Source organism: Lyngbya sp. CCY1209, from assembly GCF_035615495.1.
GTDB lineage: Bacteria > Cyanobacteriota > Cyanobacteriia > Cyanobacteriales > Microcoleaceae > Limnospira.
Genome location: NZ_JAJENU010000293.1, coordinates 1 through 20,292 on the forward strand (window position 1 = coordinate 1; position 20,292 = coordinate 20,292).

Sequence of the window (20,292 nt, forward strand, 5' to 3'; positions counted from 1 at the left end):
GGAGGATAATGTCAATATCTTATCGGAATTGGCGCCACCCTGTCAACCCTTCGGCAAAATTTTTTTCGAGCCCAATTGTTGCTCAAAACCCCCTCTAACTTCCCCTTGGTAAAGGGCAGGATCAATCCTCCGTGTCCTCTGTGCCTCTGTGGTAAAAATTCCCCAACAATTCCGCCAACTCACAAAACCCCTCAACTTCCGCCTTGGATGTCACATAAGCCGGTTGATATTGTAGGCGATCGCAATAATCCAAAATATTAGCCACTCCCACCGAATGAGGAAACTGATTCCCATCAAATAAAGACTCGTCGTTGGGGGAGTCGCCGACGGTGACAACCTGTCCAATTTCCAAGTCCGAAAAATAGCGAGAAAGCACCCGTCGCAACCCCGTCGCCTTATCCTGAAACGGCGGTTTAATGTGACATTGAACGGTACTGTAAGTGAATCCCCAGCCGCCGCGATCGCACAAATTCGCCAACATTTCCAACTGCGATCGCCCCAACCCCGCCACATCAAACGTCCAGTCCGTGATCCGGAAGCGGTTGTCCGTGGACTCTTGCAAATCGGGAAACTCAGCTTTGAGGAGTTCAAACTGTCCGGACAGTTTTCGCCGGTGTTCGGCGAGATTATCTACTATTGTTAATAACTCCGGATCGTCCTGTTTTCCAGAATAAAATATCCCGCCATTTTCGGCGATCGCCCCCGCCACCGGGAAATAGTGGTGCAACCCCTGCACCCAACCCGCCGATCGCCCCGTAATCAAAACCACCCGCACCCCCGCATCCGCCAACCTTCCGAACGCCGCCAGCAAATCGGGGGTAAACTTCCCGTCGCGGGTGAGAGTCCCATCCACATCCGTCGCCACCAAACGGACGGCTTTCCAAACGGGCACAAATTCCGGATCAAAAATCAAATCGAGGGACATTTTGTTAATGGATAATTGACAATTGATAATTGATAATTTTCCTGACTTTTTACCCTCCTATCAATTGGGATGGATCGAACCGTCCGGCAAGATCGCCCCCGCCAAATTCGCCCCCGTCAACTTCACCATGATGCGATCGCCCGTTCCGACTTTCGCCCCCGTCAGATTCGCCCCCCGCAGGTCCGCCCCGCTCAAATCCGCCCCAATCAGATTGGCTTCCTGGAGGTTCGCATAGCTGAGATCTGCCCGCAAAAAATTAGCCCGAAACAGGTTCGCCCGGTACAGACAGGCGCCGCTCAAATTGACGCCGTGGAGGAAACTGTCCGTCAGGTCCGCGTAACTCAGATCCGCCCCGCTCAGATTCCGCCCCGACAGGTCCCGCTCCTTGAAATTCGCCCCCCGAAAGTCGGCATTGCTCAAATCCGAATAAGACGGACGCTGATAGGGTTGATAGGGCGGCTTCGGCGGCGGTTGATACTCCTGTCGCGGCGGGCGGTGGGGCGGTTTTTGGCGATAATGATAAGATGCACCCGCCCCCGCCGTCTGCCGACGTTGGGCGGTGGCGTACTGGGGCTGAGGTTTCGGTTTGGAAGGGGTTTGGGCGGTTTTTGGCTTGGATTGATTTTTTCGCAACAGCGATCGCAGCTGATCTCTGGCTTGGTTAATTTCCTTGAGCTTTTCTTCCGCCAACTGTCGCAACCGCTGGTTATCTTCGGGAATGCGATCGGGATGCCAGATAAAAGCCAAATCCTTGTAGGCTCGATCTACAACCTCCAGGGAAGCACCGGGTTGCAGTTCGAGTACCCTGTAGCAGTGGTTCAACTCACTTGGCGTCATATCAAGGTTTGTCCGCTAAAAGTTGGCTGGGGTGTCGGGGAATGGGCGATCGTCAGCTTGAATTATTTTAACCCATGCGATCGCCTCCCCCGGGAGGAGATGGCGAGATGAGTGGTAATCGCTATCTGTTGGATACCAAGGGAAACCAAAAAAAGGGCAGATCCTCAGATCCACCCCAAAATTTGTTATCTTGAAATCAATCTCTAACCGATCAAATCCGGCTGTTTGTCCGCCGACTCTTTAAACGCCAACCGCAGGAAAGGCGGCGCCAAGAAAGTGGTCAGAATCACCATCACAATGATCGCCGCCTGCAAGGGCTTGTCCAACGCCCCGCTGGCCGCACCAATACCGGCAAATACCAAGCCAACTTCGCCCCGGGGAATCATGCCCACCCCGATCGCAAACCGGTTGATAGAAGCCTGGCCGAACACCGTCCAACCCGTCACCAACTTGCCCAAAATCGCCACCACAATCAAAAATGCAGCGATGATTAAACCCTGCTGATTTTCCGGTACAACGGGGTTGAGGACGCTCAAATCTACCCGCGCTCCGACGGTGACAAAAAAGATGGGGACCAGGATATCGGCGATGGGCACAACCTCGCGATCGAGTTCTTTGCGCTTGTCCGTTTCATCAAGAACCAACCCGGCCGCGAAGGCTCCCAAAATCGCTTCGAGTTGGATGACGTTCGCCAAAAATGCCATGAAAAAGGCAAAGGTAAAAGCGGGAATCACCAGTTTTCCCCGGGTTTGCAAACGGTCGGCGATCGCGACAAAACTCTTGTTGAAGAATTTACCGAGGAAAATCGAACCCAGCAGAAACGCACTAGCCCCGATCATCAAATAAATGACGTTGAGAATATTCACTTCCCCAGTTTTCGCCAAACTCGCCACCACCGCCAACACGATGATGCCGAGGACGTCATCAATAACCGCCGCCCCGACGATAATTTGACCTTCTTTAGACTTCAAATGTCCCAATTCCGAGAGGACTTTCGACGTGATGCCGATGCTGGTCGCCGTCAGCGCCGCGCCGGCAAAAATTGCGGGGATGGCGGAGACCTTGAAGAAGAACATCAGCCCCACCGTTCCGGCAGCGAAGGGCGCCACAACACCCACCACGGCGACGACCGCAGCCTGGTAGCCGACTTTTTGCAACTCTCGCAAGTCCGACTCCAAACCAATTTCAAACAGCAAAACAATAACCCCGAGTTCCGCCAGGACCGAAATCACCTCGCTCTGGCTTTCAAACACGGAGGCTGCAGCCCGAGGATCGAGACCCGCGATCGCCTGTAGAACCGTCATGAGCAGAGAATCCGCCGCTTGTGCCCCCCCTTCGGGAAATACGATCAAATGCAGTGCAGACGCTCCGACGACAACACCACCAACCAGCTCGCCCAAAACTGGCGGTAAGTCTACGGCCTTCGATAATTCTCCCCCCAATTTGCTGGCGAGATAAATCACGATCAAGGTCAGCAAAACTCCGGCCAAAACGATGGGACCCTGGTCGGCTTCCGTAGCGGTTGCCAGCACGTTGGGGAGCGAAAAGTCGAGAAATATTTGGGGGTGAATTTCAAAAAAATGACTTGGGATGATTGACAACATTAATTGAACCTAGCTTCATTCACATTGAATTCAGATGACCCGTTCGGTGCGAAATCGTCGTCATGGGGAATGGATAGGCAGACACCCTAAAAGGTAAAGGGGATAAAGCAAAATGGCTATTTCGTTTTCCGCTTTATCCCCGCCGTTCCGTCAATTAGGAAAAGGGTGAAAATCACCCTTGAGGGATGTCAATCACCTAACTCATTTGCCCCCAAGCCTCATCGATCGGGGAGGAGCCACCCCAATTCGAGAGAGTTGAGCGATTCCTAAGGGGCACCTGGTCTGCTTTAATTTTACACAAAAAATTCAGGTTTTATTGATCAATTTAAATCAGGATAATTTATCACATACAACATTTCAGATTATTCTAAAATCATCAAATTTTTTTCGTCATATTACCGGAAAAATAATCGCATTTTTTTGACGTGTTTGGTGCCGCCGTATTGGAGGGTATAGCAGTGCGCGCTCGTCTGTTTACAGTTTCCTCAGAGGGACAAACCTTTAAACCTTGATGTCGAGGGAATTTCCCCTCCCTACACCCTACACCCTACACCCTACACCCCCTCTAGCAGCGCTATATTTGAGCGGGCAATCCATCTATAAAACGCCAAAAAGCGAACAACTGGTAGCTGTCCGCTTCTGACTGAGAATCCCGAGTTAATTCAACTCATGATTATTGGGGCAGGCTGGCATCGTCGGGGCGGGTCGAGTAGCGATCGGAGCCAAGTTGGGGATCATCGTGCTGCACGCCCATCGTGGAGGGATTGACCAGAGACACCGCCACTTGCAGGGCTTGAGTCCGGTCCATCATCAGGTGGTGGGGGGGCAGAATTTGGAACACTCCCAACTTCTGCAGGCGTTCCTTGCACTGTCCGGAGGCGCCGACGATGAACACCTGACGTCCGAGGTCCACCGCTTCCTTGATGGCATTTTCCAAAGCCAGGGAGGAAGTCACGCCCAACAGGGGTACATCGCTCAAGTCCAGAATCAGGACATCGTAGCTGTCGATGACCGCGTGTTCGCGAGAGATGGCTTTCGAGACCCCGAAAATCATCGGGCCGCTGAGGTGGAACAGGAGAACGCGGCTGTTGGCTTGCTTGAGGAGTTCTTTCTCTTCCGGGTTGAGGACGATCGCATCATCCGCATCCGTAATCGCCCGGACATCTTTAGACCGCAGGTCGCTCAAACGTTGGATGGTGAGGATGTTGGCGACGAAGACCCCGAGTCCGACCGCCGCAATCAGGTCAACGAAAACGGTCAGGGCGATCACGCCGTACATGATCAGGGCGCCTTTAACGGACACCTTGTGGGCCCGCTTCAAGAATCCCCAGTCGATAATATCAATACCCACTTTCAGGGCGATACCAGCCAGAACCGCCATCGGGATGCTTTCGGTGAGGGGGGCGGCCCAAAGGACGACCACCAAAAGGATCAAGGCGCGGGTGAGGCCGGAGAGGGCCGTGCGGCCGCCGGTTTGGATGTTGACGACGGTCCCCATCGTCGCGCCGGCACCGGCGATACCGCCGAACAGACCGGAGGCCAGGTTTCCGAGTCCCTGACCGATCAACTCTTTGTCGGAGTCGTGTTGGTAACGGGTCAAACTGTCGGAAATAACCGAGGTCAGCAGCGCGTCGATACATCCGAGCATCGCCAGCACCAGGGCATCGATGACCATGGTCTGAATCTGGCCGGCGCTGAAGGTGGGAACTTGAATGGAGGGAAGTCCGGTGGGAATTTCACCGATGCGGCGGATATCGACGCCGGGGAACAGAACCAGCGAGAGAATCGTGACGCCGACCAAAGCGACCAGTTGGGGGGGGAGCAGGCGCTTGAGCTTTCCGGGCATCAACACCAGGATTGCGATGGTGATCAGGCCGAGAGCCGTTTCGGCGGGATTGATGTTCACGATCAGCTCGGGGATGCTCGTCAGCGTCCCGATCACGCCACCTTTGGGGCTGGCTTGCCCCAGGAACGGCCCGATTTGCAGGATGACGAGGATGATCCCGATCCCGGACATGAAGCCGGAGATCACGGTGTAGGGCATCTGGGTGACGTATTTGCCCAGGCGCAGGCTCCCAAAGATAATTTGGAAGACGCCCGCCATCATCACCACCGTGAAAGCCATCGCCATCCCGTTCTCGGGGTTGGCGGCGGTGAGATTCGCGATGATGGCGGTCATGACGACGGTCATCGGACCGGTCGGCTCGGAAATCAGGGTGGGAGTTCCCCCGAACAAGGCGGCGAAGAAACCGACGAGGACGGCTCCGTACAGACCCGCGGCGGGGCCTGCACCGGAAGCCACACCGAAGGCTAGAGCCATGGGCAGGGCAATGATCGCGGCGGTCATGCCGCCGAATATATCTCCTTTGAGATTTCTAAAGTGAATGTAGTTGGTGATTTGCATCAGGTGACGGTTGACAACCCGGTTGTTTTATCGCTCTAAGTCTATAGATATGTTTTTTGCCATTGACTTGCGTCAATTCTACAGGCAAATCCACATTTTGTCTAAATACTTTCTTAAGCTTTCCTGATGATACTCCCCAGTTTTGCTTATGTAAAGTCCGGATGCTCTGCGGGTCGGGGGCGAGAGCCGTACCTCCGATTTGAGAAAATCCACGGCCCGCGCGATCGCATCCCGTCCCTCGGGCAAAATCTTAGCCATCGTCACGAAGCCGTGGATAGTGCCCGGGTAGCGGACGACGGCGGCGGGGACACCTGATCGGCGCAGGGATTCCCCGTAGGCTTCGCCCTCGTCTCGGAGGGGGTCGTATTCGGCCGTTACAATCAGGGCGGGGGGTAAATTCTCATGCGATCGCGCCAATAGAGGAGAAGCGCGGGGATTTTCTCCGTCTTCGGGGGTTTTCAGATATTGCCGCCAAAACCAGATCATTTCCTCCCGGGTCAAGCCATAGCCCCCGGCATTTTGGCGGTAGGACTCGGTTTCAAATCCGTATCGGGTGACGGGGTAGAACAGCAGTTGAGCCGTCAGCGTCGGAAAACCGCGATCGCGGGCTATCAGCGCCACCGCCGCCGCCAAGTTCCCCCCGGCGCTGTCCCCCCCGACACGGATGCGTTGCGGGTCGCCACATATATAAGTGGCGTTTTCCGCGACCCAGCGGGTGGCCTCGTCGGCATCTTCGACGGCGGCGGGAAAGGGATGTTCGGGGGCGAGTCGGTAATCGACAGATACGACGATCGATACAGCCTGGGTCGATCAGGTGTGGCAGAGGCGATCGACGCGATCGAGATCCCCCAAAACCCACCCCCCGCCGTGGAAGTAGACCAATATCGGATGGGGGCGATCGCCGGGGGGGGTGTAGATGCGGAGCTCAATTGCACCCCCCGTCCCGGGAATGCTGCGATTTTCGACCCGGGCGAGGGCGGGGGGATCGGCGCACAGATCCTCGGCCTGGGGGAGAAATTTCCGAGCCCGAACCGCACCCAATTCCGGCAAAGTCGGCAAATTTAAGGCGGCGACGCGATCGAGGTAAGCTCGGGCTTCCGGGTTGAGTGGCATGGGGGGCAGGGAAATGAATTGATAATTGTCAATTATCAATGATCAATTATCAATTCTTCCCCGCATCCCAATTACCGGAACATACTACTGACCGAACTATCTTCGTGAATTCGCCAGATAGTTTCCCCCAGCAAATTCGCGACCGAAAGCACCGTGAGTTGGTCGAATTGCTTCTCCGGCACCGTCGGAATGGTATTGGTGACGATCACCTCTTCAAACACCCCGGCGGACAGGCGGTCGATAGCCGGACCGGAGCAAACCGCGTGGGTGGCGCAGGCGTAAACCTGTCGGGCTCCGACTTCTCGCAGGAGCCGCGCCCCCTCGGTGATCGTCCCGGCCGTGTCAATCATGTCGTCCACCAGCACCGCCGTCTTGCCCTTGACATCGCCGATCACGTTGAGCACCTCCGCCACGTTGTGGGCCTGGCGGCGTTTGTCAATAATTGCGAGGGGGGCGTCGTCGAGTTTTTTCGCGAACGCCCGGGCCCGGGCTACACCGCCCACGTCCGGAGAAACCACCACGAGATCCGAAAGTTGTTTGCTGGCGAGGTAGTCCAAAATGACCGGGGAGCCATAAACGTGGTCGAAGGGAATGTCGAAATAGCCTTGAATTTGAGCCGAATGCAGGTCCATCGCCAGAATTCGGCTCGCTCCCGCCTCCGTAATCAGGTTGGCGGTCAATTTAGCCGTGATGGATTCCCGGCCAGCGGTTTTGCGATCGGCCCGGGCGTAGCCATAATAAGGAATCACGGCCGTAATTTGTCGGGCCGAGGCCCGACGGCAGGCGTCGATCATGATCAGGAGTTCCATCAGGTTGTCGTTGACCGGATGGCAACAGGGTTGGATCAAGTAGACGTCGCAGCCCCGAATCGATTCCTGAATTTGAATGTAAAGTTCTCCATCCGCAAACTGCTTGCGAACCATCGGCCCCAGGTCGATGCCAAGATAGCGGCTCACTTCCGTAGCCAGAGCGACGTTGGCGGACCCTGAAAACAATCGCAATCGGCTGTGATCGGCCATCAATGGCTCGGAGTTGGGTAGGGGTAAAGTAGCAGAACGGATCACGGTATTCCCTCGCAGTTCATTCATGGCAATTTTATCATTTCAGATGGGTGAGAATTGGAGAGAAGACGGGCGACGAAAATCGGGTTTGGCCGTCGTCTCCGATCGCCCCCCCTCCCGACCGGGATTCCTGAGAATCCCGGCGGCAAACAGACTGTATATCGTTTGAGATCCCAAAGGAACCTAAAATCATAGAAAGACTGGTTTTGATCTCAAAGCAATTACAGTCATCAAGCAATGAGATACGAGGAAATCCCCCCGATCTCTCAACATTGCTTAAGTTGCGTTGGCGCAAGTTTGTAGATTAGGAGATCAACTATGAGTTTAATGGATCGCATCGGCGAAGATATCAAGGCGGCAATGAAATCCAAGGACAAGGTTCGCCTGGAAACCGTCCGCGGCATCAAGAAGGTGTTGCTCGAAAAGAAGACCAGTGGCGAGGTGGGGGCGGACGGCACCCTGTCGGAGTCCCAGGAACTCGAGGTTTTGATGCAGCAAGCCAAGCAGCGGCGGGACGCGATCGCCGCCTACCGCCAGGCGGGTCGGGAGGATCTCGCCGCCCAGGAAACCGCCGAACTGGAAATTATCGAAGAATACCTCCCCCGCCAGCTTTCGGAGGCGGAGATCGCCGCGGTGGTGGACGACATCATCGGCCGGGTGGGGGCGAGTTCCCCCAAGGATATGGGCAAGGTCATGGGGCCGGCGATGCAACAACTCAAAGGGCAGGCCGACGGGAAGCTCGTCCAGAAGCTCGTCAAAGAACAGTTGAACGGGTAGCGATCGCCTCGGGGGCACGCGCCCCGTTCGGGATGGGAAACTGGGGGCGCAAATGCCCGGGACGGGGGTCGAGTCGGGCGCGATCTTTTCGACCGAATTGATCGCCTCGCGGCTCGAAAGTCGTGGCGTCGGCGGCGGGTGAAAGGGGAGAAAAAGGCGGGATTTTTACCGGTCTGGAACCCTGACTTCTTCTCCTATTTTCACCCAGATGTGGGTTGACAAAAATCGTTTTTTATGCCTATGATATCAGCTCATTCTGTCGGAAACCCCCGCGATCGCCCGGAGAAGTGCCGCCGTCCCAGGTCTGTCGGGAAAGCCGAAGCCATCGGTTCGATCACTCGAAGCCAAACATTTCGGGCAATTTCAGTTTTTTGGGTGCAATCACCTGTAGTCAATCCGGGGAAAGCCGTCATTTTCGACCGTTTCCCGTCCATCTCCTTTCCATTCACTCTCACCGAATCATCAATTTATGCAACCCGCCATTGCACTGGGAACTGTCTTGCAAAATCGCTACCGCTTGATCGGCATTCTGGGTCGGGGCGGTTTCGGCCTCACCTACCTGGCCGAAGATTTGGGCCGGTTTGACGAACGTTGCGCCCTCAAGGAATTCATTCCCACCGGCACCCAAACCTACGCCCGGGAAAAGTCGAAGGAACTGTTTCGGCGGGAAGCCCAGGTCCTCTACCAAATCAAACACCCGCAAATCCCGCAATTCGGAGCCGTTTTCGAGGAAAATCAGCGGCTATTTTTGGTTCAGGATTACGTGGAAGGGCAGACTTATCACCATCTCCTCAAAGAGCGAAAAAACGCCCCTCCCGGTGGACCCCGCACCTTTTCGGAAGCGGAGGTGCGGACCTTTCTCGGGCAGATGTTGCCCGTCTTAGACCACCTGCACCGCCTGGGCATCATTCACCGGGATATTTCCCCCGACAATATCATTTTGCGGAACCGCGATCGCCTCCCCGTCCTGATCGATTTCGGCGTCGTCCTCGAACAGGCCACCCACATCCAATCCCCCGGCCAGACTGACCCGGCGGCGACGCGGGTGGGGAAACTCGGCTACGCCCCCGCCGAACAGATGCAAACCGGGCACGTCTCCCCCAGCAGCGACCTCTACGCCCTCGCCGTCACCGCGATCGTGCTGCTGACGGGACTCGAACCTCAAGAGTTGATGGACCAGCAGACCTTGACCTGGATGTGGCAACCCTGGGCCGTCGTCTCCCCCGAACTGGCGGTTGTCTTGAACCGGATGCTGAGTCGCCATCCCGGCGATCGCTACCAATCCGCCTCCGACGTCCAAAACGCCCTCCACCCCCCCCCGACAACCCCCCCCACCCCGCCGACTCCCGCCACCGACCTGTCCGAACTCAAAACCCTGGCCGTGGGATCTCCCGTCGCCGTTCGAGTCGGTTCCCACCAGCGGACGAATCCCGCCATCCCCGCCCCCGGCAACGGGTCGTTTTGGGACAATCCCGCCGCCGTCGCGGCCGCCGGTATTGCGGTCGCCCTCCTCGCCGGCTTGGGATCTTGGACCCTGGTGAGCCAGCTCCTCAACTCCACCGTCGGAGAACCCGATCCCCCCCCGACCCTCACCGCTGAACCCTCCCCCGCCCCAACCCCCGCGCCGGAGGTGAGGACGACGCCGACACCGACGCCGACACCGCGATCGCGGCGCAGTCCCAGACCCGCCCCCGAACCGACTCTGACTCCCACCCCCACCCCCGCGCCGGAAGTGTCCAGCCGTCGGTTGGATGTCGCCGTCGGGGAACCCGCCGTCATCGAAGGGGATTTGAAAGCCGGCCAGACCACCCAGTATTTCATTTCCGCCCGGGCCGGACAGCAACTGTATCTGGCCGTCAGCGGCGACGGCCTGCTCTTGACCCTCCTCGGACCTAATCAAAAACCCGTCGATCCCCGCGCTGAAGCGGTTTCCGTCTGGCAAGGGACTTTGCGGGCGGACGGAGACTACGCGATCGTGTTGGAACCTCTGGCGGGACTCCCGGGGACGAACTACACCCTGGAAATGGAATTGATCGATTCCCTGCCGCCCCTTCTCGAACCCTCACCGGAACCCATTCCCTCACCCGCACCAGAACCGGAACCCGCACCGGAACCGGAACCCACACCGGAACCCCTTCCCTCACCCATACCGGAACCCATACCGGAACCGGAACCCATACCGGAACCGGAACCGGAACCCGCGCCCGAACCCGAGACTCCCGAAGCGAATGCCGATCCGAAAGAGTCCCCCAAAACCCCCACGTTCTTCCCCGAATCGGAACCCGAGACGAGTGTGGTTCAAGAGGATGACACCGAGGAGGCGGACAAACAACCGGAGGATTCTTGAATTCAAAGTCAAAATTCCCGATTCCCGATTGAGAAGCCCGGCATCACAGCGATGACGCCGGCTATCAAATGGATTCGTCAGAGGAATCAGCGTCAGAAATTTCCGGGGAGCGAGGGTCTTGACGCCCCGCCGAGCCTGCCAAAACCGTCGGGATGGTGTACGATCGCAAAGAATTCCTACACCCGTTAATACAGCACATGGATGTTTTGCCAATTCAATCGGCCGGAGGGGGCGATCGCGAGACTTCCGGACCATCCGAGAGTCCCGAAATCTCCGTCATCGTACCGATCTACAACGAATTGGAGAGTCTGCCGACATTAATTAATTCCATTCACACCAGTTTGAGTCAACTCGAAATCGACTACGAACTGATTTGCGTGGATGACGGCTCCTGCGACGGGTCTACAGAGGTACTCAGACAACAAATTTTGGCTCATCCCAACCTGCGAGTCGTGGTTCTGCGTCGCAACTACGGCCAGACCCCGGCAATGGCCGCCGGGTTCAAGCAAGCCCGGGGCCGAGTGATTGTCACCTTGGATGGAGATCTCCAAAACGATCCCCTCGATATCCCCCACCTACTCGACGAACTCTCCAAGGGTTACGATGTCGTCAGCGGTTGGCGCCAAAATCGCCAGGACGACTTCTTGACGCGACTCCTCCCCTCCAAAGTGGCTAACTGGCTGATCGGCAAAATCACCGGAGTCCGCCTGCACGACTACGGCTGTTCCCTGAAAGCCTACCGGGCGGAAGTGGTGGCCGACATGAAACTTTACGGGGAATTGCACCGATTTCTCCCCGTTCTGGCTTTCATCGAAGGGGCGCGAGTCACTGAATTGCCCGTCCGCCACCACCCTCGTCGCTACGGTCGCAGCAAGTATGGCCTGGGTCGCACTTTCCGGGTATTGATGGATTTATTGACGATCGCCTTTATTAAAACATTCCTGACCCGACCGATGCACGTTTTTGGCCTGTTGGGTGTTCTGTTACTCATGGTGGGTATCGGGGCGGGAAGCTACCTGAGTTTTATTCGCCTGGTGTTGGGGCAAAGTATCGGCGATCGACCCCTATTGATTTTGGCTGTATTGCTCACGTTGACGGGAATTCAACTGTTCTGCTTCGGGCTACTGGCTGAGTTGTTGATGCGGACCTACCACGAATCCCAAGATCGGCCGATTTATCGGGTGCGGGAGTTAATCGAATCCAAGGAGAGCACACTCAAGTAGTGCGAATCAGGACCCATGACCTCGGGTTCAACTGACTCCCGGTTTTCTATCCCATCTCTTATGGCGCGGCGCGCCAGGTGCGGGGTGTTCGGGCGTGGGATGTAGGGAATTGAAATCACCAATCATCGGGGGTTTCAAGGTTTGTCCTCCCCACCCAACTCTCAACACACGATCGCTCGCTGCTCTATTCTTCCTCAATCTGAAGTTGATTCTTCCCGGGAGATGGGGAAGATTTTGCACATCATGTACTCGGGATGGCCGTCGGAGCTGCGATCGCATTCGCCCGGAGTCGGCGATGTCTGTGCCACGTCCTTCGGGGGGTTGATGCAGATGGCGACCTGTCCCACACCCCCCATCAGGGCGGCCACCCGGTCGCGGATGGTATCGATAATGCCGATCAACTGTTCCCCGGCGAGGACGGTGGGGGCGACGATAAAAAAGGTTTTGACGCCCGTCGGACTCGGCGCCATCCCGAAGCTGCATTCGCCCAACAGGCTCTGGGTGGACTGGTGCAGGGAGTCGTAAAATCGTTCGAGCAGCGCTTTGTAAAAGGATTCGCTTAGGGAGCGATCGTCGAATATGGGTTGGGACAACATATCGAATTTTTTGATATCGGCTTTCAATTTGTGCGTTTCGATCTACTTTAACATTTATTTACAGAGTGCAAGGTTCGCAACAGCACCCCGGTAATGACATCCGAGAACGTTGAAAAACCGCCGCAAAACCGATGGTTTCGGGCCTGTGCCGTTAATCTTCCCGTAGAATATATTGCCGAATTCCGGGCGATCGCACCCGATCTCCGGAATTCTAAAAAGATAATAAACAATATAAGAAAACAATTATTAAATTCAGTTTCTCAATGAGATCAGAATTTGGGAATGGGAAATCGTCCAAAATTTCTCCCCCATTCCCTATTCCCCATTCCCTATTCCCACCCGATCGAAGGGGTGCGGGAACTCGTCCCGAACCCCCCCCAGGATAGATGACCGGAAGTGCCGTTCAGCTTAGGTGGTCACGGGTTGGCGGTCGGCGATCGCGGCTTTTTCCCGCTCTGGTTCTAAAGCAGCGTAGAGGCGGTTGAGGGCGTTGATGTAGGCCTGGGCGGACGCCACGATAATATCCGTGTTGGCCGAGTGGCCGGAAAACACCCGCCCCTCGTGCCGCAGCCGGATCGTCACCTCCCCGATCGCGTCGATCCCCGCCGTCACCGATTGTACGGAAAACTCGATCAACTCATTGGGGACGTTCACCACCCGATTGATCGCCTTGTACACCGCATCCACCGGGCCGGTTCCCGTGGCTGCATCCGTTAACTCCTCGCCCTGGGGCGTTCTCAGGGTCACGGTCGCCGTGGGGCGGGCGTTGTTGCCGCACGACACCTGCACCAACTCCACCCGGAACAGTTCGGGGGTCTGCTGAATTTCGTCGTTGACGATCGCCTCGATGTCCCAGTTGGTGACTTCTTTCTTTTTATCTGCCACATCCTTGAACCGGACAAAAGCTTTATTAATGTCGTCCTCGGACAGATCGAAGCCCAACTCCAGGAGGCGATTTTGGAAGGCGTGGCGGCCCGAATGTTTGCCCAGGACGAGCTGGTTGTCGTTCAGGCCGATGGACTGGGCGTCCATGATCTCGTAGGTCAGCTTGTTCTTGAGAATCCCGTCCTGGTGGATGCCGGACTCGTGGGCGAAGGCGTTGGCCCCGACGATCGCCTTGTTCGGCTGCACCAGCATCCCGGTCAGGTTGGACACCAGGCGGGAGGTTTTGTAAATTTCGCGGGTGTTGATCCGGGTCAGGGGTTCCTCCGACTCAGCCGGACGCCCGAAGAAGGGGTTGTAGAACTGCCGCCGGACGTGGAGGGCCATGACCAGTTCCTCCAAAGCCGCATTTCCGGCCCGTTCGCCGATGCCGTTGATCGTACATTCGAGCTGCCGCGCCCCATTTTTGACCGCTTCCAGGAAGTTGGCGACGGCTAGGCCCAGGTCGTTGTGGCCGTGGACGGAGATGATGGCTTGGTCGATGTTGGGGACGTTTTCTTTGATGCCCCGGATCAGGGCCCCGAATTCGCTGGGGGTGGTGTAGCCCACGGTGTCGGGGATGTTGACGGTGGTGGCCCCAGCCGCGATCGCCCGTTCCAGGACTTCGTAGAGAAATTCGGGGTCGGACCGGGCGGCGTCCTCGGGGGAAAATTCCACGTCGTCCACGAAGGATTTGGCGTGGGCGACCATTTCGCTCGTGATGTCCAGGACTTCCGGGCGGGTCTTTTTCAGCTTGTACTGGAGATGAATATCGGAAGTCGCAATAAAAGTATGAATGCGCTTGCGGACGGCCGGTTTCAGGGCGTTCGCGGCCGCTTCGATGTCCGCCTTCACGGCCCGGGCGAGGCTGCAAATGGTGGGTCCATCTTCGGTACCGACGGTTTGGGCGATGCGGTGGACCGCCTCAAAGTCGCCGCTGCTGGCGATCGCGAATCCGGCCTCGATGACATCGACTCCCAGACGCGCCAGTTGGCGGGCGATGACGAGTTTTTCATCGACGTTCAGGGTGGCTCCCGGACATTGTTCGCCATCCCGCAGGGTGGTGTCGAAGATGATGATCCGGTCGGGGTTGGGTTGAATTGTCATGGTGTAAACCCTCCAGTATGTAGACGACTTCGGGACTCAAATCCGGGGATCGAGCGCCGGCGCGGGGACGTTTTGAGTGCCGTTCTCCGATTGTACTTCTCCCCGTCTCGATCTGCGGTTTTCTTCAGTCAATAGTCGATTTTTTCGATGTGCTCTCGGATGTCGTTTAAGTCGATATAGCGATCGGTGGCGTTGCGAAGTTCCCGGGCGATCATGCCTTCGGTGGACACGACGGTGATATGGGTGTTCTTGGAGCGCAGCAGTTCGATCGCCCGCTCGAAATCCCCGTCCCCGCTGAACAGGACGACGCGATCGTACTGATCGACGGTGTTGAACATATCGACGACAATTTCGATGTCCAAATTGGCCTTTTGAGAATAGCGGCCGGAGCTGTCGTCGTAGTATTCTTTTAAAATTTTGGTGCGGACCGTGTACCCCAGACTGATCAGCGCGTCCCGAAATCCCCGCTGGTCTTGGGGGTCTTTGAGTCCGGTGTACCAGAAAGCGTTGATCAAAATGATGTCGGATTGTTCGTTCTTGAAATAGCTCAAAACCCTTCTGGGATCGAAAAACCAGCCGTTTTTTTGTTGGGCGTAGAACATATTGTTACCGTCTACAAAAATAGATAGACGGTTTTTGATGTTAGGCATACAAACTAAAGACCTAATATTTGTAGAAATGAATTTAATCTATATATTTTATCTTAGCATCTGGATTCTTACAAAATTTTAACTTGACCTCCCCCCACAGTTGGGATTTCGATCGCAGTCCGCCGTGAAACGAACACCGGAGTTTCGGCCTCCTGAATGCGGAAGGTAGAAACTTTGACAACAAATCGCCGTGTTCGAGGGAAAAATCTCACCGGGCATCCCCGTTCTCCAACCCGCGATGGGTGCGCTGCCGCCAATCGGCGCCGGTGAGCTTCGCTCAATCGCGCCCGACGAGCCCCGATGGTCTGGGATGAAAATCGACACAATTGACCCCCCATTCCGTTCGGCTGCGCCACCGCGCCCCCGAAGGCGCCAAAAACTCCTTCCATCCGGAAGGTCAGGAAATGGATAACAGCAACATAATGGGTTTCATCTGGCACGGCTTCCGAATGTCCCCCGGAGCGGGAAAAGCCCACCGCCGTCATGCGATCGCACTCAGGTTGGCTTCAAATGATTGGCGCTGTCAATCTAAAATATAGAAGTACAATATGAGTTTCCTCTAGTATACCGCGTTGTGCGATCGGCGGACTCGGCGATTCGCGACGAGATCAAAATCCCTAGAATTCCTGACTCTCAAGCGCCCAGCGGGCGAGTTCGGTGCGGTTGTGGAGGCCGGTTTTGCCCAGCATATTGCTGACGTGGCTTTCGACGGTGCGCTGGCTGACCTTCATCATTTTGGAGATTTCCCGATTGCCGAGCCCCCGAGCCACCAACTGCACTACCCTCAACTCCGTCGGCGTCAGCTCCACATTCTCCCGGACTCGCAGTTTCTGAGTCGTTTGGATGGCGGGTTTGCGGTGTCCGATCAGGCGCGTTGCCTGCCGGAGGGAGGATTCGACTTGGGCGATGAGTTCTTCCGGTTCAAAGGGTTTGACAATGTAAACGTCCGCCCCGGTATTGAGGCCTTTGACCTTATCTTGGCTCTGCCCTTTCGCGGAGAGAAACAGGACGGGAATCCAGCTCAGACGCCGATTTTCCCGGATCAGCTTCACCAGGGTGTAGCCGTCCATTTCCGGCATCATGATGTCGCAAATGATCAGGTCGGGGATTTCGTGTTCGAGCAGTTCGAGGGCTTTTTTCCCATTCTCGGCGGTGACGACTTCGTACCCCCGAAACTCCAGATAATCGCTGACCAAGACGACGAGGTTGGGGTCGTCATCCACGAGCATGAGCCGCCGTTGTTCTGTGGTTGTGATGTCACTGTCATTCATCGCGCTGTTCCGTTGGAGGATGCTAGACCATAACGAATCTTCGGGTGCGTTCGCGCGCCACCCCATTCCATTGACAGAGCGGACGGACACATCCGAATTAACTCGGATGTGTTCCAACTGACGCTCTCGGGTTCGATCTGTCGGTGTGGCGCACTCAAAGGCAATTTAACTATCAATTCTTGTATACTGAACGGTTTAATACTTCAATATTATCTGAAAATTGAACCGTAAGACCACTCTCAACCCGATCGCCCCCCGTCGTCGGCGCCCTGCGTCGGGGTCGGCCCCAGGTCGGGCAAAGGGTGGGTCAAAAATGCGTACTCTTCGACAATCCGGGATTCGAGCAGGTGTTCCCGGATGATGCGCTCGATCGCTTCCGGTGTGGCGGCTCGATACCACACCCCCTCGGGATACACCACCAAAATCGGCCCGTCGCAACAGACGCGCAGGCAGTTGGCTTTCGTCCGGAAAACGCAGCCCGGACGGTCTTCCGTGGGCCGGTCGAGGTTCAGTTCTTTGAGCCGATTTTTGAGATAATCCCAGGCTTCGAGGCTGGCTTCTTTGGAACAGCACTTGGGCTTGGTTTGGTCGCAACAGAGAAAAATGTGGCGCTGCACTTGCCGCAGACCCAAGCTTTCAACCGCCGCATCCAGAGGCGGGCATTTCGGGGATTCGGACGCCGGAGGCGCGACGGCGGACTCAGTTTCGGCTTCGGGGACGGGATGTTGACTCATGGCGCAGAAATGCGGAAACGGACAAATTAAGACCCATTATAGGAAGAATTTGGGTCGGGGGTGGGGGGGAGCTCCAGGAAGCTCCAGGGAGCGGGGGGAGCAGCGGAAACGGGTGGAACATCTGCACCGCTTGGGAATCAATTCCCTTTTCTTATAGCGAAAATCATATTCAGATGATTGGGGAGCAAATACTGGATCTGATATAAACTTGCCTCCTCTGCCTCCCCTGCCCCCCTGCCCCAGCTCCCGACTCCCGACTCCCTAATACCGACTCCCGACTCCCCCCCCATTCGGTTCGGGAACCCGTACAGGGATTCCTGTTGCGATCGCGCCGCCGATTTCGGTACATTAGCACTCAGGAGTTGAGAGTGCTAATCCGGACAACTGAACGGGAAGCAACAGGCGGATTTGAGACGGTTTGCCTGGTTTTCTCGGGTCTGGAGCGGGTCAATCTCAACGGAGCTCTAGTCAATCGGAGGTAATTGCATGGCCGCTGTCTCTCTTAGCGTTTCTACCGTGAAGCCCCTCGGCGATCGCGTTTTCGTCAAAATTAGCGATTCCGAGGAAAAAACGGCGGGGGGAATTCTACTCCCCGACACCGCCAAAGAAAAGCCCCAAGTCGGGGAAATTGTCGCCGCCGGCCCGGGACGCCGCAACGACGACGGCTCCCGCAGCGAAATGGAAGTCAAAGTCGGCGACAAAGTCCTGTACTCCAAGTATGCCGGAACCGACATCAAGCTCGGCGGCGAAGAATACGTTTTGTTAGCCGAAAAAGACATCCTCGCGATCGTCAACTAATCGGCCCGAGAAATCCCAATCGCGGATTTCTACCGTTCCCGTCGCCCGCCACCATCGGGCGTCAAACCCACTTCAAACCTTTTTGTATCCTTCTAGCAACACGAACAGGAACCTATGGCAAAGCGTATTATCTACAACGAAAATGCCCGTCGCGCCCTGGAACGGGGTATGGACATCCTGGCCGAGTCCGTCGCGGTCACTCTCGGCCCCAAAGGTCGTAACGTCGTCCTAGAAAAGAAATTTGGTGCGCCCCAGATCGTGAACGACGGGGTCACCATTGCCAAAGAAATCGAACTCGAAGATAACATTGAGAATACCGGCGTCGCGCTGATTCGTCAAGCCGCCTCCAAAACGAACGACGCGGCCGGAGACGGCACCACCACCGCCACCGTCCTCGCCCACGCGATGGTCAAAGAAGGGCTGCGGAACGTCGCTGCCGGTGCCAACCCCATCGAACTGAAGCGCGGCATCGACAAAGCCACCGCCTTCCTGGTGGACAAAATTGCCGAGCACGCCCGCTCCGTCGAAGACTCCAAAGCGATCGCCCAAGTCGGCACCATCTCCGCAGGCAACGATGAAGAAGTCGGCCGCATGATCGCCGAAGCGATGGACAAGGTGGGCAAAGAGGGCGTCATCTCCCTCGAAGAAGGCAAGTCCATGACCACCGAGCTGGAAATCACCGAAGGGATGCGCTTCGACAAGGGCTACATCTCCCCCTACTTCGCCACCGACACGGAGCGGATGGAAGCGATCCTCGACGAACCCTTCATCCTGATCACCGACAAGAAAATCACCCTGGTGCAGGATCTGGTTCCCGTCCTGGAGCAAGTGGCCCGGGCCAGCCGTCCCCTGCTGATCATCGCCGAGGACATCGAGAAAGAAGCCCTGGCGACCCTGGTGGTCAACCGCCTGCGGGGCGTTCTGAACGTCGCCGCCGTCAAGGCCCCCGGATTCGGCGATCGCCGCAAAGCCATGCTGGAAGATATCGCCGTCCTCACTGGCGGCCAGGTGATCACCGAAGATGCCGGCCTGAAGCTGGAAAGCGCCAAGGTCGATATGCTGGGTAAAGCCCGCCGCATCACCCTCACCAAAGACAACACCACCATCGTCGCCGAAGGCAACGAAGCCGGCGTCAAGGCCCGCTGCGAGCAGATCCGCCGTCAGATGGACGAAACCGATTCCTCCTACGACAAGGAAAAACTGCAAGAGCGCCTCGCCAAGCTGGCCGGCGGTGTGGCTGTGATCAAAGTTGGCGCGGCCACCGAAACTGAAATGAAAGATCGCAAGCTGCGCCTCGAAGATGCCATCAACGCCACCAAAGCGGCGGTCGAAGAAGGCATCGTCCCCGGCGGCGGCACCACCCTGGCCCACCTGGCGCCCCAGGTGGAAGAGTGGGCGAAGAGCAACCAACTCTCCGGCGAAGCCCTGACCGGCGCCATGATCGTGGCCCGCGCCCTGTTGGCTCCCCTGAAGCGGATCGCTGAAAACGCCGGTGAAAACGGCGCCGTGGTCGCCGAGCGCGTCAAGGAAAAATCCTTCGACGTCGGCTACAACGCCGCCAACGGCGAATACGTTAACCTGTTCGACGCGGGTATCGTCGATCCCGCCAAGGTGACTCGTTCCGCCGTGCAGAACGCCGCGTCCATCGCCGGCATGGTGCTGACCACCGAGTGCATCGTGGCCGACAAGCCCGAACCCAAGGAAAATGCGCCCGCCGCCGGCGCCGGAATGGGCGGAGACTTCGACTACTAAGATTTGAGGGTCAAAAAGGAGGCGATCGCAGCGATCGTCTCCCCACCCGCCAAACGGACGGACTTCGGTTCAAATCGGAGTCCGTTTTTTTGTAGCTATAGCGCTGCGCGCGGGTGTAGGGTGTAGGGTGTAGGGTGTAGGGGCTAGAAATCGCCAAGACACATGGAAGTTT

The 20,292-nt window shown here is 56.7% G+C and carries 20 protein-coding genes; 7 read left to right on the top strand and 13 right to left on the bottom strand.

Features of this window, described 5'->3' with window-relative positions; translation table 11 throughout:
• Window positions 1-121: 121 nt before the first annotated feature.
• Window positions 122-925 carry an HAD family hydrolase gene (locus LKE08_RS08460; RefSeq protein ID WP_324703778.1) on the bottom strand — a complete coding sequence of 268 codons (804 nt, stop codon included), beginning with the start codon at window positions 923-925 and terminating at the stop codon, window positions 122-124.
• Between the two features lie 60 nt (window positions 926-985).
• Complete coding sequence (locus tag LKE08_RS08465) at window positions 986-1,762, bottom strand: pentapeptide repeat-containing protein (RefSeq protein WP_324703779.1); 777 nt, start codon at window positions 1,760-1,762, stop codon at window positions 986-988.
• Between LKE08_RS08465 and LKE08_RS08470 the strand changes: the two genes are divergently transcribed.
• On the top strand, window positions 1,739-1,873 hold the full coding sequence (locus tag LKE08_RS08470; protein ID WP_324703780.1) for a hypothetical protein: 135 nt from the start codon (window positions 1,739-1,741) through the stop codon (window positions 1,871-1,873). The genes LKE08_RS08465 and LKE08_RS08470 overlap by 24 nt on opposite strands.
• A 92-nt stretch (window positions 1,874-1,965) precedes the next feature.
• Here LKE08_RS08470 and LKE08_RS08475 read toward each other — a convergent pair whose 3' ends face one another.
• The 5 genes from LKE08_RS08475 to LKE08_RS08495 form a co-directional block, all read right to left on the bottom strand.
• Complete coding sequence (locus LKE08_RS08475) at window positions 1,966-3,366, bottom strand: cation:proton antiporter (protein ID WP_324703781.1); 1,401 nt, start codon at window positions 3,364-3,366, stop codon at window positions 1,966-1,968.
• 673 nt (window positions 3,367-4,039) lie between these two features.
• Complete coding sequence (locus tag LKE08_RS08480; RefSeq protein ID WP_324703782.1) at window positions 4,040-5,770, bottom strand: SulP family inorganic anion transporter; 1,731 nt, start codon at window positions 5,768-5,770, stop codon at window positions 4,040-4,042.
• A 78-nt stretch (window positions 5,771-5,848) separates the two neighbouring features.
• A complete protein-coding gene (locus LKE08_RS08485; RefSeq protein WP_324703796.1) occupies window positions 5,849-6,562 on the bottom strand; it encodes an alpha/beta hydrolase in 714 nt (237 codons plus the stop codon).
• 18 nt (window positions 6,563-6,580) lie between these two features.
• Entirely contained in the window at window positions 6,581-6,922 is a 342-nt protein-coding gene (locus LKE08_RS08490; protein WP_324703783.1) for an alpha/beta hydrolase, read from the bottom strand.
• 32 nt (window positions 6,923-6,954) lie between these two features.
• Entirely contained in the window at window positions 6,955-7,947 is a 993-nt protein-coding gene (locus LKE08_RS08495; RefSeq protein WP_324703797.1) for a ribose-phosphate pyrophosphokinase, read from the bottom strand.
• A 315-nt stretch (window positions 7,948-8,262) separates the two neighbouring features.
• On the opposite strand from LKE08_RS08495, the gene LKE08_RS08500 reads away from it, so the two are divergent.
• On the top strand, window positions 8,263-8,721 hold the full coding sequence (locus tag LKE08_RS08500) for a GatB/YqeY domain-containing protein (RefSeq protein WP_324703784.1): 459 nt from the start codon (window positions 8,263-8,265) through the stop codon (window positions 8,719-8,721).
• 251 nt (window positions 8,722-8,972) lie between these two features.
• Here the strand turns inward: LKE08_RS08500 and LKE08_RS08505 are convergent, their stop codons facing one another.
• A complete protein-coding gene (locus tag LKE08_RS08505; protein WP_324703785.1) occupies window positions 8,973-9,134 on the bottom strand; it encodes a hypothetical protein in 162 nt (53 codons plus the stop codon).
• A gap of 56 nt (window positions 9,135-9,190) precedes the next feature.
• Between LKE08_RS08505 and LKE08_RS08510 the strand changes: the two genes are divergently transcribed.
• Window positions 9,191-11,068 (top strand): serine/threonine-protein kinase, encoded by a 1,878-nt coding sequence (locus LKE08_RS08510; RefSeq protein ID WP_324703786.1) that lies wholly within the window; start codon window positions 9,191-9,193, stop codon window positions 11,066-11,068.
• Between the two features lie 197 nt (window positions 11,069-11,265).
• Window positions 11,266-12,291, top strand: a complete 1,026-nt coding sequence (locus tag LKE08_RS08515) for a glycosyltransferase family 2 protein (RefSeq protein ID WP_324703787.1) — start codon at window positions 11,266-11,268, stop codon at window positions 12,289-12,291.
• A 194-nt stretch (window positions 12,292-12,485) separates the two neighbouring features.
• On the opposite strand, the gene LKE08_RS08520 is transcribed toward LKE08_RS08515, so the two are convergent.
• The 3 genes from LKE08_RS08520 to LKE08_RS08530 all read right to left on the bottom strand — a co-directional run bounded on the left by LKE08_RS08520 (window position 12,486) and on the right by LKE08_RS08530 (window position 15,565).
• Window positions 12,486-12,914: a hypothetical protein gene (locus LKE08_RS08520; RefSeq protein WP_324703788.1), complete on the bottom strand. Its 429-nt coding sequence runs from the start codon at window positions 12,912-12,914 to the stop codon at window positions 12,486-12,488.
• 381 nt (window positions 12,915-13,295) lie between these two features.
• Window positions 13,296-14,915, bottom strand: coding sequence for a 2-isopropylmalate synthase (locus LKE08_RS08525; protein ID WP_324703789.1), 1,620 nt, complete (start codon window positions 14,913-14,915; stop codon window positions 13,296-13,298).
• A 128-nt stretch (window positions 14,916-15,043) separates the two neighbouring features.
• Complete coding sequence (locus LKE08_RS08530) at window positions 15,044-15,565, bottom strand: NYN domain-containing protein (protein WP_324703790.1); 522 nt, start codon at window positions 15,563-15,565, stop codon at window positions 15,044-15,046.
• 326 nt (window positions 15,566-15,891) lie between these two features.
• On the opposite strand from LKE08_RS08530, the gene LKE08_RS08535 reads away from it, so the two are divergent.
• On the top strand, window positions 15,892-16,104 hold the full coding sequence (locus tag LKE08_RS08535; RefSeq protein ID WP_324703791.1) for a hypothetical protein: 213 nt from the start codon (window positions 15,892-15,894) through the stop codon (window positions 16,102-16,104).
• A gap of 78 nt (window positions 16,105-16,182) precedes the next feature.
• On the opposite strand, the gene LKE08_RS08540 is transcribed toward LKE08_RS08535, so the two are convergent.
• Both LKE08_RS08540 and LKE08_RS08545 read right to left on the bottom strand, forming a co-directional pair.
• On the bottom strand, window positions 16,183-16,836 hold the full coding sequence (locus LKE08_RS08540; protein ID WP_324703792.1) for a response regulator transcription factor: 654 nt from the start codon (window positions 16,834-16,836) through the stop codon (window positions 16,183-16,185).
• 239 nt (window positions 16,837-17,075) lie between these two features.
• Entirely contained in the window at window positions 17,076-17,570 is a 495-nt protein-coding gene (locus tag LKE08_RS08545) for a ferredoxin (protein WP_324703793.1), read from the bottom strand.
• A 486-nt stretch (window positions 17,571-18,056) separates the two neighbouring features.
• Here LKE08_RS08545 and groES point away from each other — a divergent pair, with 486 nt between their 5' ends.
• Together groES and groL are read left to right on the top strand one after the other, a co-directional pair.
• Complete coding sequence (gene groES, locus LKE08_RS08550) at window positions 18,057-18,368, top strand: co-chaperone GroES (protein ID WP_324703794.1); 312 nt, start codon at window positions 18,057-18,059, stop codon at window positions 18,366-18,368.
• Window positions 18,369-18,482: 114 nt separating this feature from the next.
• Window positions 18,483-20,120: a chaperonin GroEL gene (gene groL, locus LKE08_RS08555; RefSeq protein WP_324703795.1), complete on the top strand. Its 1,638-nt coding sequence runs from the start codon at window positions 18,483-18,485 to the stop codon at window positions 20,118-20,120.
• The last annotated feature ends 172 nt before the right edge of the window (window positions 20,121-20,292 follow it).

Coding starts and splice junctions, on each gene's coding strand:
- LKE08_RS08460 (WP_324703778.1), bottom strand. CDS start 925: ATGTCCCTCGATTTGATTTTTGATCCGGAATTTGTGCCCGTTTGGAAA.
- LKE08_RS08465 (WP_324703779.1), bottom strand. CDS start 1,762: ATGACGCCAAGTGAGTTGAACCACTGCTACAGGGTACTCGAACTGCAA.
- LKE08_RS08475 (WP_324703781.1), bottom strand. CDS start 3,366: ATGTTGTCAATCATCCCAAGTCATTTTTTTGAAATTCACCCCCAAATA.
- LKE08_RS08480 (WP_324703782.1), bottom strand. CDS start 5,770: ATGCAAATCACCAACTACATTCACTTTAGAAATCTCAAAGGAGATATA.
- LKE08_RS08500 (WP_324703784.1), top strand. CDS start 8,263: ATGAGTTTAATGGATCGCATCGGCGAAGATATCAAGGCGGCAATGAAA.
- LKE08_RS08505 (WP_324703785.1), bottom strand. CDS start 9,134: ATGACGGCTTTCCCCGGATTGACTACAGGTGATTGCACCCAAAAAACT.
- LKE08_RS08510 (WP_324703786.1), top strand. CDS start 9,191: ATGCAACCCGCCATTGCACTGGGAACTGTCTTGCAAAATCGCTACCGC.
- LKE08_RS08515 (WP_324703787.1), top strand. CDS start 11,266: ATGGATGTTTTGCCAATTCAATCGGCCGGAGGGGGCGATCGCGAGACT.
- LKE08_RS08525 (WP_324703789.1), bottom strand. CDS start 14,915: ATGACAATTCAACCCAACCCCGACCGGATCATCATCTTCGACACCACC.
- LKE08_RS08530 (WP_324703790.1), bottom strand. CDS start 15,565: ATGCCTAACATCAAAAACCGTCTATCTATTTTTGTAGACGGTAACAAT.
- LKE08_RS08540 (WP_324703792.1), bottom strand. CDS start 16,836: ATGAATGACAGTGACATCACAACCACAGAACAACGGCGGCTCATGCTC.
- LKE08_RS08545 (WP_324703793.1), bottom strand. CDS start 17,570: ATGAGTCAACATCCCGTCCCCGAAGCCGAAACTGAGTCCGCCGTCGCG.
- groES (WP_324703794.1), top strand. CDS start 18,057: ATGGCCGCTGTCTCTCTTAGCGTTTCTACCGTGAAGCCCCTCGGCGAT.
- groL (WP_324703795.1), top strand. CDS start 18,483: ATGGCAAAGCGTATTATCTACAACGAAAATGCCCGTCGCGCCCTGGAA.